Source organism: Pseudomonas sp. MPR-R2A5 (assembly GCF_058793055.1).
In genome coordinates this window covers 19,421-35,407 of the sequence record NZ_JBXAFK010000040.1, presented here as the reverse complement: position 1 = coordinate 35,407, position 15,987 = coordinate 19,421, and the positions used below count along the sequence as shown (strand labels likewise).

The window sequence follows — 15,987 nt, the reverse complement described above, 5'->3', positions numbered from 1 at the left end:
TGAATTGATCTAGCTCAAGTTCTCATCATTTTTGCGCCCACAATCTCACCGACCATGTGATGAATCAGGACCGGCGCTCTTCTGGTCGTACCACAGCAAAAATCATCATGGCAGCTAAAGACAGTGCTGCAGCCACGGCAAACGCCAGACTCGGTGTAATACTCCAGAAGGCGCCCGCCATTAGAGAGGCCGGCAGGTACAACACACCGGTTGCAAAGTTGTAAATTCCCACTGCAGTAGCTCGCCGTTCAGGTTCTAGGTCAGCGATAAATGCCTTGCTCTGCGACTCGTCAATCGCATAAAAAAAACCGTAGATGGCGAGCACCACCACTACCTCCCAACGGCTATCGGCCAGTGCCAGCCACAGGTTGATAACCGCGTAGACCGCATACCCCAACATAACGATCAGGCTGCGCCCCACCCTGTCACCCAACCGGCCCACCAGAGGAGCCGTCAACACGCAGATGGTATTGAAAAGGGCATAGAGCAGCACGATTTCAGTCACGCTGAAACCAACGGCATGCGCCTTGAGTAAAATGAACCCGAGGCTGAAATATGCCAGCGCAAACACACCTGCGGGCAACAAAAAACGCTTAAATCCGGAACTGAGCAGGTGCCAATTCTTGAGCACGCTTTCGCGTTCATGGGCGACGACGGGGTGATCCGGGATGCGCGCAAGCACTACTACGCTGATTATTGCGGGCACCATAGCCACCAGAAATAGCATCCTGTAGGTGTTCGCAGACTCCCCCTGCCACGACAGCAGAGCATAGGCAACGAGAGGCCCCAGCACGGCTCCTGATTTATCGAGAGCCTTGTGCACGCCGAACGCATAACCTCGTGTGCCCTTTTCCGCGATGGATGACAGCCAAGCATCGCGCGGCGGACCGCGAAAGCCCTTCCCCAGCCGCTCGATGACGCGAAAAATGCTTAACCCAACAATGGATGACGACATCAGCAAGATGAGTTTGGCCAGCGTAGATAAGCAATAACCGGCAGAGGCGAACCATTTGCGTCTGCCACTACGGTCCGACAGCCAGCCAGCTAAGTAGTTAAGTGATGAAGCCGAAAAATCTGCAAGGCCCTCGATCAACCCCAGCAAAGCACTAGATGCGCCCGCCACGGTGGTGAAGAAAATTGCAAAGACTGAGAAAATCATTTCAGAGCTGATGTCGGTGAGAAAACTGACCAAGCCAAGCTTGAGCACATCTGGATGGAGTCGCTGGCGCTTGTCACTGGAAGGTCGTGTCACGAGGAAGTTCTCTCGGTTCGGGTCTCTCTGGGAGTATGCACACATGCAGGCGCATTAGCGTATAGCAGCGGAACCCATCAGGAAGGGGGGCAAAGAGGTTGCCCTTGGCCCGAACGGGAGCATTCCAGGTTCAGAAAAAACGAGAGAATCATTTGAGATTGTTTTGCCCAATATTTGCTCTGGGTGAGCGCTATTTTGAAGCTAATCCAGACCTGCGTGGTGATCAAAATGTAGTGATCAACAAATTCTGGACACCGCGATAGGTCGTTCCTCGGCCTTATTCCTTTCGTAGACGGTGGGTTGCATGTATCCCAGCGTTGAGTGCAGCCGTTCGCTGTTGTAGAACCCGACAATGTAGTCAGTGATATCTCTGACGGCTTCGGCATGGTTCGCATAGTCACACTGCCATACGCGCTCCATTTTGAGATTCAGTAAGAAATGCTCGATAGCAGCATTGACACCACCATGCCAACCAACGTGCCTCGACTCATTCAAATCGGCCAAAATCAGGGGGTACAAATCTCGAATGATGTAGCGCTTCACACATCTTTGAATTTCCTTGGATGACAGTCCCTCAGCCGTTCTACGCGCTACGTAGGCCCTGGTTTGTGGATCACTGCGCATACGCCCCATGACGATCGTCCACAACGTATTGTTGGCGGATCGACCCCGCCACGGTTCAGGCGGTGGCGAACGGTCTTTCCGGATGACGCCGGTAGCGGACTGACACCGCAAAGCGCAGCCAGCGCTGGCTCACTCTTCAGGCGTTCAGGATTATCGCCGGCACCGGAGATCAGGGTTGCCGCCGACTGGGGATCCACACCGAATTGATTACGAAGATGATGTGCGTACTGCTGAGCCAGAGAGTTCAGCATGTCATCGAGTTCTTTCAGCTCCACCGCGAGGGCCGTCCAGCGCCTCGCCAAAAGCCTAAGTGACGTAGTCAAAGCGACCAGAAAATGGGGTCACCCCCAACGAACCAAGATGCAGGCAGTTACCGACGCAGTCGGCAGCTTTAGTATCCCAGAGCTGTTCCCTGATCTCTTGTGGTGCACTGACCAACAACGATCTGATCTGGTTGATCGCCTGTGTTTTGGCTTTCGCCGTACTTCGGCGGACAACGAAAATTTCTCTCATTGCCTCAGCCGCTCCTGAATGGGTTTTAACAACAGCCGTGGCGCTACCCGATAACACTGAACGAGCCGCACTTTCCGCATCGGTAGGATCGGATTTTCCCTCCAGTCTGCGTTTGGTTCAATCAGGACGATTGACTTCTAAAACAGCAATATCGTGGTTGCGAAGTACCTGCGCCAATCCAGCACCGCAAGTGCCAGTGCCAGTGCCAGTGCCAGTGCTTTTGACACCTGCTCGCTGGAACGCCCCGAACGATTTAGCCCAAGCCAGCAACTTAAGGTATCCACTCACCTGAGTTTCACGGCGAGCGTACCTAAAAGCTGTCCGTTTACGTTGATCAGGACACCAACATGGATATCCAGATGCGTATCAACGCCCAGGCCAATTTGCGGGCTGAGCCTGGAGCGCGTTCCCGACGAAACCACGATCCTCAACTTTCGCCGTCTGCTGGAGAAAAACCATCGTGCAGGAGGCATCCTGGAAGTCATTAACGGCTATCTGGGTGATCGGGGCCTGATACTTCGTCAAGGCACTATTGTTGACGCGACGATTATTCACGCATCGACTTCGACCAAGAATAAATAGGGTGGCCTCGTTGTCGCGTCGCGACGGCCTGGCACTGGGTGATCAGATCATGTTGCACGGGCGCTGCAAGCAGGTACACGTTTTGAGAAGGCCAGTGGGTTGCGGATGGATTGAGCGCCTACGGTCAGGCCGTTCCCGTTTCCTAGGTCCAGGCCAGACCGACGAACTGCCCGGCGTAGCGGGTGCAGTCCTCAAGAGCCGCAGAAAAGGCATCGAAACCTTCCGCGAGTCGACCATCAAGTGTGTGTACATCTTCCGGCCCGTCACCCACCGAAGTCCAGGGCAAGGTCAAGGCGGTATCTACTATTCCAACTGATCGGTAAAACCACAAATAACCGTTCAGGAACAGCGTTACCAGCCCTGACTTGCGCATTTCTTGATCTAGAGCAAATTACCGCTCATATGGCAGGACTAGGTTTCGTTATCACTGCCATTAAGGCCATCATCATGCTCCTATTCTATCAGGAACTGTCCCTGCGCGGTCCGAGCAACTGCATATGGGTTTCGTCATTACATGGTTGTTCTGCGCCCTTTTCTACTTCGTGCAGTACACGTTACGCTCTGCTCCCGGCGTGATGATGCCGGAGCTGACGTCAGCATTCGGCCGCGATGTCGTGGCGGTCAGTGCATTGGTTGCCATCGGCGCGGCACTGTTTGGCTTGGGCGAGTTGCAGATCGCGCAATTCGGGCGTCTGCTGCAGGGTGCCGGCTCGGCCTGCGCCTTCACCGGCGCGGTCTACCTGGCGCCCCACAGCCCCCCACCCCGCGATCTGGCCACTGCAGCAGATTTCACTCAGTGCTTCGGCATGCTGGGGGGCTTGGTTGGTCAGTTCGCGGTAGGCCCGATCATCCACGGTACGATCCCTTGGCAGCAGTTCTGGTTCATAGCCACCGTCTGCCTGTTCATCATTGCCATCTGGGTCATGTGTGTGTCCGCCAAATGCCACGACACCAGACCGGTGGTCAGCAGCATGATCCCTCTGTTGTCCGCTGCTGGGCTATATCTCCGATCACCTCGGACGTCGCAAACCGGTATTGATCGGCGGCGAGCTGCTGACGCTCGCTGCCAGTGCCGCGATTCTCTATCTGCCGACTGGCATTGCGCCCCACTACCTGCTTGGCCTGCTGCTCGGCATTGGCTCGGGCGCAGCGATGATTCCCTACTCGATCATCAAGAAAGTCAATCCAGACAACGTCAAAGGCAGCGCCACCGGCGCCATCAACTTTCTGGTGTTCACCTTCAGCGTATTGCTCACTCCGGTATTCGGCCATCTGCTGGCACGTATCGCCGCCGGAAACGCCTTGACCCTGCTGGTGTTCCAGGAAGCAGGCGTCTGGTTACTGGGGGTATCGTGATCGCCATCGTCCTGGCCGTATTCTTTATCGAAACCGGCCAAAAGCCACGTAAAAGCAAGCCCGACTGTAATCGACACCCCCTAAAACTAGAACGATCTGGCCAGTCCGTTTAGCCGATTAGAGGCCCACCATGAAATCCTTGAACCATGACATGAGTCCCGGCGTCGACCTGACCAAGCGTCAGGTCACAGGTGCCGTGCGTATCAGCCATCCTATCTATCACGACCTGCTGCCTCCCTGTAACGATGCCTGTCCGGCCGGGGAAAACGTTCAGGCGTGGCTGGCTCTAGCTCAGGCGGGCGACTATCAGGCTGCGTGGCAAAGCCTGATCGCTGATAATCCGTTCCCCGCCATCCACGGCAGGGTCTGCTACCACCCCTGCGAGACGTCCTGCAATCGCAATGAACTGGACAGCAGCGTCAGCATCCATGCGGTCGAGCGCTTCCTCGGCGACCTGGCCTTGGAACACGGCTGGACCGCCAAGGCCGCCCCCCCCAGTGGCAAGCGCATGCTGATCGTCGGCGCCGGGCCGTGCGGACTGTCCGCTGCCTGGCATCTGGCGATGCGCGGTCATGCGGTGGAAATTCACGAGGCAGGCCCGGTAGCAGGCGGCATGCTGCATTTCGGTATCCCGGCCTATCGTCTGCCGCGCGATGTATTGCATCAGGAGATTGCTCGCCTGGAAACCCTTGACATCCGCATCTTGCTCAACCGCAAGGTCGAGGATGTGCTGCTTGAACAAGCCAACGGTCGTTTCGATGCCGTGCTGCTGTCGATTGGCGCGCAAGTCGGGCGACACATCGACATCCCGGCCCGTGACGCAGCCAAGGTGTATGACGCTGTCAATCTGCTACACGCCGCCGGTACCGGGGAAAAGCCGCTGCTGGGCCGTCGGGTGGTGGTTTATGGCGGCGGTAATACCGCCATCGACGCGGCACGTACCGCTCGTCGCCTGGGTGCCGAGGACGCGATGATCATTTATCACCGCGACCGCGCGCACATGTCGGCCCTACCCTTCGAAACCGAAGAAGCGCTGGAAGAAGGCATCAAGATCCGCTGGCTGTCGAGCATTAAGGGCATCGACGGGCAAAGCATCGAAGTTGAAAAAATGTCGCTGGATGCGGATGGCAAAGCCCGTCCCACCGGCGAGTTCGAAACGTTGCCAGCCGATGCGTTGATATTGGCCTTGGGCCAGACCAGCGACACCGACTTTCTGCGCTCGGTCCCTGACCTGGTTTTCGCAGCAGACGGCACGCTGATCGTTGGTCCAGACATGCAGACCGGCCATGCCGGATTATTTGCCGGTGGAGACGTCACCCCCGGCAATCGCACCGTGACCACGGCCACCGGCCATGGCAAACACGCTGCACGGCATATCGACGCCTGGTTCAACGGCCAGACCTGGGCGGCCCCCGAACGTCATCGTCTGGTGCATTTCGAAGACCTGCACCTGCCGATCTACACTGATGCCTTGCCCTCGCAGCAGAAATCCCTGGGGCTGGATGATCGTGTCGACTTTGCCGAGGTAGTCGGTGGGCTCAGCGCCACCCAGGCACAGCATGAAGCACGTCGCTGCTTGTCATGCGGCAATTGCTACGAATGCGACAACTGCTTCGCTGCCTGTCCCGAGGACGCTATCATCAAGCTCGGGCCACAAGCCGGCTACGAGGTGAATATGAGCCTCTGCACAGGTTGTGCAGTGTGTTTCGATCAATGCCCCTGCCACGCCATTGACATGGCGGCCGATGCCGCTGCAGTTGTGGAGAGTCCCCAATGAACAAGCGCAGCACGATGGACGCCAATACCGCCGTGGCCCTGGTCGCCTACAAACTCAGCGAAGTGTGCGCGATCTTCCCGATCACCCCGTCCTCGACCATGGCCGAACTGGCCGATGAATGGATGGCCGCCGGTAAGCTCAACCTCTGGGGCAACCTGCCGCTGGTTCAGGAGATGCAAGCCGAAGGCGGCGCTGCGGGAGCGGTGCATGGTGCATTGCAATCCGGGGCGCTGACCACCACGTTCACCGCGTCCCAGGGCCTGCTGTTGATGCTGCCCAACATGTACAAGATCGCCGGCGAGTTGACCTCGACGGTGTTTCACGTCGCAGCCCGTTCCCTGGCAACTTCGGCACTGTCGATCTTTGGCGACCACTCTGATGTCATGGCCGCGCGCATGACCGGCTTCGCCCTGCTCAGCGCCGCGTCGGTTCAAGAAGCCCATGACTGCGCCTTGATCGCTCACGCCGCGACCTTGCAATCGCGAGTGCCATTCCTCAATTTCTTCGACGGCTTTCGCACCTCTCACGAACTCAACACCGTGGAGTTGCTAGATGATAGTGTGTTGCGCGATCTGATCGACGAGTCACTGATTCGCGCCCACCGCGATCGCGCCTTGAACCCCGAACACCCGTTCATCCGTGGTACCGCGCACAACACCGATACCTATTTCCAGGCCCGGGAAGCCAGCAACCCCTATTACCAGGCGGTCCCCGGCATTGTCGAAACCCTCATGCAGCGCTTCGAGAAACTTACCGGCCGCCACTATCAGTTGTTCGAATACGAGGGTGCGCAAGACGCCACCCGAGTGATCATCCTGATGGGTGCCGGGGCGGAAACAGTTCGCGAAACGGTCAAGGTATTGAACGCCTCGGGCGAAAAAGTCGGCGTCGTGCAAGTGCGCCTTTACCGCCCATTTTCCGCCGAGCACCTGCTCGCTGCGCTGCCGGTTTCGGTGCAGCGTGTCGCAGTACTGGAGCAAACCAAGGAACCTGGCGCCACCGGCGAGCCGTTGTATCTGGACGTAGTCGCCAGTCTCGCCAACGCGTTTTCCCGCGGTGAGCGGCAAAGCTTGCCGTTGGTGGTCGGCGGTCGCTACGGCATTTCCAACAAGGACTTCACTCCGGCGATGGTCAAGGCCGTCTATGACGCCCTGCTTAATCCGCAGCCGCTGCACAGTTTCACCATTGGTATCAACGATGACGTCACCCACCTGAGCCTGCCGTGGGATGCGACCTTCAGCATCGAGAAACCCAACGTCACCCGCGCGGTGTTCTACGGCCTGGGCGCCGATGGCACAGTGGGCGCGAACAAGAACAGCGTGAAGATCATCGGTGAAGACACTGACCTGTATGCCCAGGGTTATTTTGTCTACGACTCGCACAAGTCCGGCGCGCAAACCATCTCCCACCTGCGCTTCGGCCCGGAGCCGATCCATGCACCCTACCTGATTGCACAGGCTGGATTCGTCGCCTGCCACAAGTTCGATTTTCTGGAGCGTCAGGATCTGCTGGTCCTGGCCGCGCCAGGAGCGACCTTCCTGCTCAATGCGCCGTACACCGCCGAGACGGTGTGGGCGCATCTGCCACGGCCGGTGCAAGCCAGCATTATCGAAAAGAAACTCGACTTCTACGTCATCGATGCTTCAGCAGCAGCCCGCGACTTGGGTCTGGGCACGCGCACCAACACCTTATTGCAAACCTGCTTCTTCGCCCTGTCCGGGGTGCTGCCCAGGGAAGATGCGATCGCCCAGATCAAGAAAGCCATCCGCAAAAGCTACGGTCGCAAAGGCGAAGACGTGGTGCAGATGAACTTCACCGCAGTGGATGGCGCCTTGGAGCGCCTGCATCAAGTCAAGGTGCCGGCCAGCATCAGCAGCGTCACTGAACTGTCGGCGCTGGTGCCCGAGGCTGCGCCCGCTTTCGTACAGACCTTCACCGCGAAAATGTTCGCCAGCCGTGGCGATTACATCCCGGTCAGCCAGTTGCCGGTGGATGGCACCTTCCCTTCCGGGACCAGCGCCTACGAAAAGCGCAATATCGCCGATGCCGTGCCCGAGTGGGACGAAAACCTGTGCATTCAGTGCGGACAATGCAGCTTCGTCTGTCCCCATGCGGTGATTCGCTCCCGCTATTTCCATGAAGACCGGCTGACCCGCGCACCCGAGGGCTTCCCTTCGGCACCGATCAATGCCCGTGGCTACCCGGAAGCGCGCTTCTCGTTGCAGATCTATCTGGAAGACTGCACCGGGTGCGGCCTGTGCGTCGAAGCCTGCCCGGCAATCAGCCCCACCGATCCTGCGGTCAAGGCGCTGAATATCGTCGACAAGCTGCCGATTTTGGAGCGCGAACGCAACAATATCCGTTTCTTCGAAACCCTGCCGGTCAACGATCGTTCGCTGGTGGATTTCTCCAACATTCGCGGCGTGCAATTCCTGCAACCGCTGTTCGAGTTCCCGGGTGCCTGCGCCGGTTGTGGCGAGACGCCGTACCTGCGGCTGCTCAGCCAGCTGTTCGGTGACCGGCTGCAAATAGCCAACGCCACCGGCTGCTCATCGATCTATGGCGGTAACCTGCCGGTCACGCCTTGGACTAAAAACCACGAAGGCCGTGGTCCGGCGTGGTCCAACTCACTGTTCGAGGACAACGCCGAATTCGGCCTGGGTTACCGGCTTGCGGCGGACCAGCACGTCGCCCTGGCCCTGCGCCGGGTCGCCGAACTGGCACCGCTGGTGGGAGAAGAACTGGCCAAGGCCATCACCAACGCGCCACAGATTCAGGAGTCAGAAATTCGCACTCAACGCGAGCGTGTCGCTGAACTCAAGGTCAAGCTGCTCAAGCTTGAAGGCAAGGACGAGCGCGCAGCGGATCTGTTGTCTGTGGTCGATCATTTGGTGCGCCGAAGCATCTGGTTGGTGGGCGGCGATGGCTGGGCCTACGACATTGGCTACGGCGGCCTTGACCATGTGCTTGCACAAGGTCGCGACGTGAATGTGCTGGTGCTCGACACCGAGGTGTATTCCAACACGGGCGGCCAGTCCTCCAAAGCCACGCCCTTGGCCGCGGTGGCAAAATTCGCCACGGCCGGCAAACGAGTGCCGCGCAAGGACCTGGCCATGCTGGCGATTGCCTATGGCAACGTCTATGTCGCGCAAATCGCCATGGGCGCCAATCCACAGCATGCGTTGCAAGCGTTCCGTGAGGCCGAGGCCTACGACGGGCCTTCGCTGATCCTCGCCTACAGTCACTGCATCGCCCACGGCATCGACATGCGCCAGGGTATGCATCAGCAGGAGTTGGCCACCGCCAGCGGTTATTGGCCGCTGTTCCGCTACAACCCGGAAATGCGCAAGGTCGGCGCCAACCCGTTCCAGCTCGACTCGCCACGTCCGACTATCACCCTCAAGGACTACGCGTATAACGAAACCCGCTACAGTTCCCTGGCCGGTACCGACGCCAAGACCGCCGTCGACTTGCTCGATGCCGCGCAGCGCTGGGTCGACGAGAAGTATCGCCAATACGAAGACCTCGCCGCCCGCGACGGCAGCCGGTTCTGGTCACATACGCCGGTTGAACCAGTGATTGTGGGTTGACTGTAGATATCTGCCAACCCCCCGTATTCAGGATCAAATCCATGACCAGCTCCATGCCCATCAACGCCAACGATCTGGAACGAATACATAATCGATCCTTCGAGGAAATCGTCATCGGCGAGTCAGCCTCTCTGGAGCGCACCCTGACCGCTCAGGACATCCAGCTGTTCGCACTGGTCTCCGGTGATGTGAACCCGCTGTATGTCGATCCGGAGTTTGCCGCTACCACCCACTTCAACACTGTTTTCGCCCATGGCATGTGGGGGGGTGCGTTGATTTCGGCGTTAATTGGTACGCGGTTGCCAGGGCCGGGGTCGGTGCCCGTGGGGCAATCCCTCAAGTTCCTCGCCCCGGTACGCATCGGCGACACGCTGAGGGTCTCGGTGATGGTTACTGCTCGCGACGAAGCGCGGCAGCTGCTCACGTTGGCCTGCACCGGCATTAATCAGGACTGCGTGGTAGTGCTGGAAGGTGAGTCCCTGGTCCGCGCGGCCAGCGAGCATATCGATGTGCATCGGGCCAGTCTGCCGGGCATCGAACTGCGCCACAGCGCCGACGGCCTGAATCGTTTGTTACAGGCCTGCGAAGAACTGGAACCGATCCGCGTCGCGGTGGTGCATCCTTGCGACGAAGTGAGTTTCGAGGCGGCCCTTGATGCCCGCGATGCTGGGTTGATCGATCCGATCCTGATTGGCCCAAGAGCTAAGCTCGAAGCGTTGGCGGCCAAGGGCAACCACGACCTTTCCGGTCTCACCATCGAAGACGTGCCCCACAGCCACGCAGCCGCCCTGCGTGGCGCGGAAATGGCCCGTGACGGTCAGGTCGAAGCCTTGATGAAAGGCAGCCTGCACACCGACGAATTGATGTCCGCCGTGGTGCCGTCGGCGGCGCAACTGCGTACCAAGCGGCGAATCACCCACTGCTTCGTGATGCAAACGCCTTTTTATCCGCGCCCCTTCATCATCACCGATGCAGCGATCAACATCGTGCCGGCCCTGGTCGACAAAGTGGACATCGTGCGCAACGCCATCGATCTGGCGCATATCCTCGGCGTGAGCAATCCCCATGTGGCGATCCTGGCTGCCGTGGAAACAGTAAACGCCAACATGCCCGCCACGCTCGATGCAGCAGCGCTGTGCAAGATGGCTGATCGCGGCCAGATCACTGGCGCGGTCCTTGACGGGCCGCTAGCGTTCGACAACGCCATCTCCTTGGCGGCGGCGCGCATCAAGGGTATTCACTCACCGGTTTCCGGTAAAGCCGACATTCTCGTCGTGCCTGATCTGGAAAGCGGCAATATGCTCGTCAAGCAACTGGAGTACCTGGGTGGTGCCTCCAGCGCCGGTATCGTGCTTGGCGCCAAAGTGCCGATTGTCCTGACCAGTCGCGCCGACTCCGGGGAAGCGCGCATCGCGTCCTGTGCCATTACCGCGCTGGTCGCCCATCACTATCGGGTAACCCCGCCATGAGCGACACGGATAACGGTGAAGTGATTCTGGTCCTCAATGCGGGCTCGTCGAGCATCAAGTTCGCCCTGTTCGACGCGACCCGCAGCCCTTTGGCTCGCACACCACTATGGCGCGGCAAGGTCGACGGCATCACGGGGCCAAACCCGGTGATCAGCGAAAACGGTGGCGACGATCAGCCACTGAGCCTCGATGAAAAACAGCCGTATCACGATGCCCTTGGGCATATTCGTGATCGGGTGCGAACTCAACTGGGAGGCCGTTCGATCAGGGCCATCGCCCACCGCGTCGTGCATGGAGGGGTCAAATATTCAAACCCGGTGTTGATCGACGCACAGGTGCTGGCCGACCTTAAAAGCTACATCCCGCTAGCCCCGCTGCATCAGCCCTTCGCCCTGGAAGCCATCGAATCCCTGCTGCAAACCCGCCCCGACCTGCCACAAGTGGTGTGCTTCGATACCGCATTCCATCAGACCTTGCCGGACGTGGAGAAAATCCTGCCACTGCCCTGGTCGGCATGGGAGAACGGCCTGTGTCGTTATGGGTTTCACGGGCTTTCCTATTGCTACCAATCCATCGCCCTGGCCGAACGCTATGGCGATCAAGCGCGTGGCCGGACACTGGTCGCGCACCTGGGCAGCGGTGCCAGCCTGTGCGGCATGCGGGACTTGAGAAGCGTCGCCACCACCATGGGTTTCTCAGCGCTGGACGGTTTGATGATGGGCTCACGCTGCGGGGCTATGGACCCTGGCGCGGTGATTTTCCTGATGGAAATCTGGAAACTGAGCCTGGAGCGGGTCAGCCATATTCTGTATCACGAGTCTGGTCTGCTGGGCGTTTCCGGCATTTCCAGCGACCCGCGCACATTGCTCGAAGTCGAAGCCACTGAGCCTCGAGCGGCCATGGCCCTTGCATTGTACCTGCGCCGCTTCATCCACGAAGCCGGTGCCCTTATCGCGGCCCTGGGTGGCCTGGACATGCTGGTGTTCACGGCAGGTATTGGCGAACACAACGTGGCGATTCGCTCCCGGATGTGTGCGGGCCTGCAGTATCTGGGCGTCGAACTGGACGAAACCGCCAACCAGGCCAATGCCTCAGTGATCTCGACCCCGGCCAGCCGAGTCAAGGTGGTGGTCGAGCCCACCAACGAAGAATGGGTCACGGCGCTCGATGCCCTCCGCCTGACCGAGCCAGCCAACCCGCAACAGTAAGTAACAGAGGGAGGCTTAGATGACGCCAGGGCTTTATAGACAGATTTTTGGTGCCCATTCCTTTGGGTGGAATAACAGATATGCCAGCAACCTGCGTTCCTGACTTTGCGACAGGCGAGGATTAAACGTCGCTCTCACCTGTCCGTCACAGTAAACAATCGAGGAAACGGCAGCAGAACAACGCCATCGGAAGCCGCTGGATACGCAGCCTCCATCGCATTTAAACACCGATCCAAAAATCCCTTTTTCTCATCCTCATTCAACGGCCCGAGATACGGGCGCAGCGCCGAGCCTTTGAACCACTCGACCACAGCTTCTGCTCCGGCCAGCGGATGGAAATAGGTCGTGCGCCATACATCGACCCGGCGACAATACTGCGTCAGCAGATCGTAGTAGTAACCCGCGCTAAGGCGTGGGGGGCTTTATCTCGCCAATCTTGTCAGCCTAAGGTCCGTTCGCCGCAATTTCGCGGGCCATGCGGTGGGCTGGCTCTTCCAGGTTATCAGGGGTCTGGATGGCAATGCTCCCACCCGGTGTCAGTTGGTTCACCAGATGGGGATACAGCACTTCATGGTTGGGCGCCCATTTGCAAGGAAGCATTGGCAAGGATGGCGTCGTAGCGCTGATTGGGCTCCCAGGCTTCGATATCGTCGACCTCATGCAGGTCCGGCAGGCGTTTTCTGGCTGCCGTGATCATGTCTTCGGAACTGTCGATGCCACTCACGGTGGCGTCTGGGTATCGGTTTTTAAGGACCTAATTATGTGCCTGGACTTCGTGACAATTTTTATATTTACGGGGACGCTGCGGGTGGCTGTCGGTTTCATGGTCGTAAGTAATTTATACACCACATTTGCTTATGTTTTTCATGAGCTTCTGTGGCCAAAGACCACCTAGGGAGTTGACGAACATCAAGATCATACCGGCTAAAAAACTCATACCGATGCCTTCTTATGTGCTGCTTAGATCAAAGGCCAGGTATGGAATTAGTGCAGGCAGCGACTTATGCGGTGAATTAAAAAAGGCCTTCGTGGGTAATCTATATTGAGATCGCTCAAGTGAATGCGAGTCAGCCTCAACGTTGCCATGCAATAAGTGCATTTTCCGCAGGCAGAAAGGCGTCTGAGTGCCAGGCGCGCACCCGTGGGGTGTAATGATCCGCAGGTCGCGTTGCAGCGACCGTGATGGAAAAGATAAACCCTGAATGGCACCGGGAATGGGGCCGACGGAGTTCATCGGCAGGCATTCTGCCGGGTGTTCATCGCACAAGGCGGCATAGAGTTCCTCCCTTACCCATTCCGGTGCGATCTCCCCCAGATAGACCGGCACGCTGATGTGCAACTGGTCGCCGTCGTGTTTCGCATCGACCGTGCCGAAATGTATTTTGTCCCATCCAGAGGTAACCGCCTTCTGCCACGCATGAAGCGCAGGTGCGAGCGCGGCCTTGTCCTTGCTGCGGCATCGGAAAGCCTGGATCGCCGGTTGGTAAAAACGATCAAGGTATTCGAGTAACATGCGATTGCTACTGAATTGCGGCCCCAACTGCGACATGCTGGCGCGCATGCGTTGCACCCAACCACGTGGAATTCCCTGCGTGTCACGTGTGTAGAAGGTAGGTACTACTTCTTCGAGCAGGCTGTACAAGCGCTCGGCGTCGGCTACATCGTCGCTGGGGGAGTCGTCGCCGATCGCCCATCCGCAGGCAGGCTGGTACGCCTCCGCCCACCAGCCGTCCAATTCGGACAGGTTCAGTCCGCCATTGACCAGTACTTTCATACCACTGGTTCCGCAGGCTTCCCATGGTCGCCGCGGTGTATTGATCCAGACATCGACGCCTTGCACCAAATGTTGGTGCCAGTTCGATGTCGTAATCCTCCAGGAACACGACATGCCTTCGTAGATTCAGACGATGAACAAACTCCATCCATGCCTGGATCAGTTGCTTGCCCTGCTCGTCATTGGGATGGGCTTTACCGGCGATGATCAGTTGTACCGGACGATGCTCATCGGTTAGCAGACGCCTCAGGCGTTCCGGGTCACGCAGCAGCAGATTCGGTCGCTTATAGTCGGTAAATCGCCGTGCGAAACCGAGCGTGAGGCAATTGGAATCGAGCACCTGCGCGGCTTCTTCAACCTGCGGCGGTGACTCACTACGCTGTCCAAGGTGCCATGCCAAGCGGCTACGCGTGTAATGCACCAGATCGCGGCGTTGCTCGGAGGCCATCGTCCACAAGGCCATATCGTCACTGTTGGAGACCGCCGCTGGGAGAGACTCCACCGTGCCAAGCCAACGTTCCTTACCACAGGTGCTAGTCCACAGGTGATCGGACCACACTGAGTCCCAGGATGGCACATGGACACCATTGGTAACATGCCCTACAGGTATCTCTTGAAGCGGCCAGCGTGGATAGAGATCGACTGAACAGTCGACGGCTGACCTCGCCATGCAAACGACTCACTGCATTGCACTGAGCGCACCCACGCAATGCAAGAAAAGCCATGTTGAACGGCTCATCGTCGTTCGCTGGATCACGCCGGCCCAGCGCAAGAAATTCGCGCAATGAAATGTGACAGTCTTCGAGATACTCGCGCGCATACTTATAAATAAGCGAGGGTGAAAATGCGTCGAAACCTGCAGCTACGGGCGTATGCGTTGTGAATACATTACCTGCACGCGTTGCCCACCATGCCTCCCAAAACGATATTCCCATCTTGGGCATAAAGCGACAGGCACGCTCCAGCACAAGCAGTGCGGCATGACCTTCGTTAAGGTGGCACACGTCTACGTTGATACCAAGTGCGTCAAGTACCGCCCAGCCGCCGATGCCAAGCACCACTTCTTGGAGCAAACGCATTTCCGAACCGCCGCCGTACAACTTAGAGGTGATACCGCGGTCGTTGGCACCATTACGCAGATCGTTACTGTCCAGCAGGTACAGGCGCGTACGTCCTACGATGGCCTGCCATACACGCAAATACAAAGTGCGACCGGGAAGTTCCAGCGCGATTTTCAGCCATGCGCCTTCATTTCCGATAGTAGGCTGAATCGGCAGACTGGTCGGTTCGTTGTAAGGATAGGCCTCATGCTGCCTGCCTTCCGCGTCGATGTTTTGCCGAAAATAACCTTCCTGATATAGCAAACCCACCCCAAGTATCGGAACGCCCATATCGCTCGCCGTCTTAAAGTAATCCCCTGCAAGCACACCGAGTCCGCCAGCGTAGAGCGGAACGGCCTCACTCAGACCGAACTCCATGCTGAAGTAAGCGATCCGCGCCGAATCGCTTGCCGCTTGCCGCTTGCCGCTGTGCATACCAGCCTGAGTCATCGAGATAACGCCTATGTTCTTCGATGGCGCGCGCATGCTTCTGCGAGAAAGTGGCATCTCGGCAGAATTCGTCAAGACGCTGCTGCGAAGCGTTCTGCAGAATCATCCATGGATTATGGGTACGTTCCCATAGTTCTGGGTCAATCGCTTTCCACAGGCCGTCGAGTGCATGATTCCAAGTCCAGCGCAGGTTAAGCGCGAGCTCGGTTAATGTGGAGAGTTGCTCCGGCAACTCGCGTGGCAAGAACGCATACACGTCGACACCTCGATGCAATCGGCAGTTTTGCGGATC

General features: G+C 58.2%; 12 protein-coding genes and 4 pseudogenes. 6 read left to right on the top strand and 10 right to left on the bottom strand.

Annotated elements, in window-relative coordinates; translation table 11 throughout:
* Window positions 1-64: 64 nt before the first annotated feature.
* The 3 genes and pseudogenes from AC1Q6I_RS24880 to AC1Q6I_RS24870 all read right to left on the bottom strand — a co-directional run bounded on the left by AC1Q6I_RS24880 (window position 65) and on the right by AC1Q6I_RS24870 (window position 2,127).
* Complete coding sequence (locus AC1Q6I_RS24880) at window positions 65-1,252, bottom strand: MFS transporter (RefSeq protein WP_207238120.1); 1,188 nt, start codon at window positions 1,250-1,252, stop codon at window positions 65-67.
* A gap of 237 nt (window positions 1,253-1,489) precedes the next feature.
* Window positions 1,490-1,708 (bottom strand): annotated as a pseudogene (locus AC1Q6I_RS24875) (IS3 family transposase); the annotation flags it as partial.
* 134 nt (window positions 1,709-1,842) lie between these two features.
* The gene (locus AC1Q6I_RS24870; RefSeq protein WP_368773270.1) at window positions 1,843-2,127 is read right to left on the bottom strand and encodes a transposase; all 285 of its coding nucleotides are present in this window, start codon (window positions 2,125-2,127) and stop codon (window positions 1,843-1,845) included.
* Between the two features lie 637 nt (window positions 2,128-2,764).
* On the opposite strand from AC1Q6I_RS24870, the pseudogene AC1Q6I_RS24865 reads away from it, so the two are divergent.
* Window positions 2,765-2,968 (top strand): annotated as a pseudogene (locus tag AC1Q6I_RS24865) (IS5/IS1182 family transposase); the annotation flags it as partial.
* A 145-nt stretch (window positions 2,969-3,113) separates the two neighbouring features.
* Here AC1Q6I_RS24865 and AC1Q6I_RS24860 read toward each other — a convergent pair.
* Both AC1Q6I_RS24860 and AC1Q6I_RS24855 read right to left on the bottom strand, forming a co-directional pair.
* Window positions 3,114-3,344 carry a hypothetical protein gene (locus tag AC1Q6I_RS24860; protein ID WP_102624257.1) on the bottom strand — a complete coding sequence of 77 codons (231 nt, stop codon included), beginning with the start codon at window positions 3,342-3,344 and terminating at the stop codon, window positions 3,114-3,116.
* A 220-nt stretch (window positions 3,345-3,564) separates the two neighbouring features.
* The gene (locus tag AC1Q6I_RS24855) at window positions 3,565-3,825 is read right to left on the bottom strand and encodes a hypothetical protein (protein WP_207238122.1); all 261 of its coding nucleotides are present in this window, start codon (window positions 3,823-3,825) and stop codon (window positions 3,565-3,567) included.
* Between the two features lie 181 nt (window positions 3,826-4,006).
* Here AC1Q6I_RS24855 and AC1Q6I_RS24850 point away from each other — a divergent pair, with 181 nt between their 5' ends.
* The 5 genes from AC1Q6I_RS24850 to AC1Q6I_RS24830 all read left to right on the top strand — a co-directional run bounded on the left by AC1Q6I_RS24850 (window position 4,007) and on the right by AC1Q6I_RS24830 (window position 12,371).
* Window positions 4,007-4,327: a hypothetical protein gene (locus AC1Q6I_RS24850; protein ID WP_256581246.1), complete on the top strand. Its 321-nt coding sequence runs from the start codon at window positions 4,007-4,009 to the stop codon at window positions 4,325-4,327.
* Between the two features lie 130 nt (window positions 4,328-4,457).
* Window positions 4,458-6,104 (top strand): NAD(P)-binding protein, encoded by a 1,647-nt coding sequence (locus AC1Q6I_RS24845; protein WP_207238123.1) that lies wholly within the window; start codon window positions 4,458-4,460, stop codon window positions 6,102-6,104.
* A complete protein-coding gene (nifJ, locus tag AC1Q6I_RS24840; protein ID WP_207238124.1) occupies window positions 6,101-9,694 on the top strand; it encodes a pyruvate:ferredoxin (flavodoxin) oxidoreductase in 3,594 nt (1,197 codons plus the stop codon). The genes AC1Q6I_RS24845 and nifJ overlap by 4 nt, the downstream gene beginning before the upstream one ends.
* Before the next feature lie 41 nt (window positions 9,695-9,735).
* The gene (locus AC1Q6I_RS24835) at window positions 9,736-11,163 is read left to right on the top strand and encodes a bifunctional enoyl-CoA hydratase/phosphate acetyltransferase (RefSeq protein ID WP_102624256.1); all 1,428 of its coding nucleotides are present in this window, start codon (window positions 9,736-9,738) and stop codon (window positions 11,161-11,163) included.
* A complete protein-coding gene (locus tag AC1Q6I_RS24830) occupies window positions 11,160-12,371 on the top strand; it encodes an acetate/propionate family kinase (RefSeq protein WP_102624255.1) in 1,212 nt (403 codons plus the stop codon). The genes AC1Q6I_RS24835 and AC1Q6I_RS24830 overlap by 4 nt, the downstream gene beginning before the upstream one ends.
* A gap of 134 nt (window positions 12,372-12,505) precedes the next feature.
* Here the strand turns inward: AC1Q6I_RS24830 and AC1Q6I_RS24825 are convergent.
* The 5 genes and pseudogenes from AC1Q6I_RS24825 to AC1Q6I_RS24805 all read right to left on the bottom strand — a co-directional run.
* Window positions 12,506-13,125, bottom strand: a pseudogene (locus AC1Q6I_RS24825) (methyltransferase domain-containing protein); the annotation flags it as partial.
* Window positions 13,126-13,320: 195 nt separating this feature from the next.
* Window positions 13,321-14,145, bottom strand: a complete 825-nt coding sequence (locus tag AC1Q6I_RS24820) for a glycosyltransferase family protein (RefSeq protein WP_256581253.1) — start codon at window positions 14,143-14,145, stop codon at window positions 13,321-13,323.
* Window positions 14,146-14,281: 136 nt separating this feature from the next.
* A pseudogene (locus AC1Q6I_RS24815) lies at window positions 14,282-14,755 on the bottom strand (DUF3417 domain-containing protein); the annotation flags it as partial.
* Window positions 14,679-15,695 carry an alpha-glucan family phosphorylase gene (gene glgP / locus AC1Q6I_RS24810; protein WP_256581247.1) on the bottom strand — a complete coding sequence of 339 codons (1,017 nt, stop codon included), beginning with the start codon at window positions 15,693-15,695 and terminating at the stop codon, window positions 14,679-14,681. The pseudogene AC1Q6I_RS24815 and the gene glgP, both read right to left, overlap by 77 nt.
* A complete protein-coding gene (locus tag AC1Q6I_RS24805) occupies window positions 15,604-15,951 on the bottom strand; it encodes a DUF3417 domain-containing protein (RefSeq protein WP_256581248.1) in 348 nt (115 codons plus the stop codon). Before AC1Q6I_RS24805 ends, glgP begins: the two co-directional genes overlap by 92 nt.
* Window positions 15,952-15,987 lie beyond the last annotated feature (36 nt).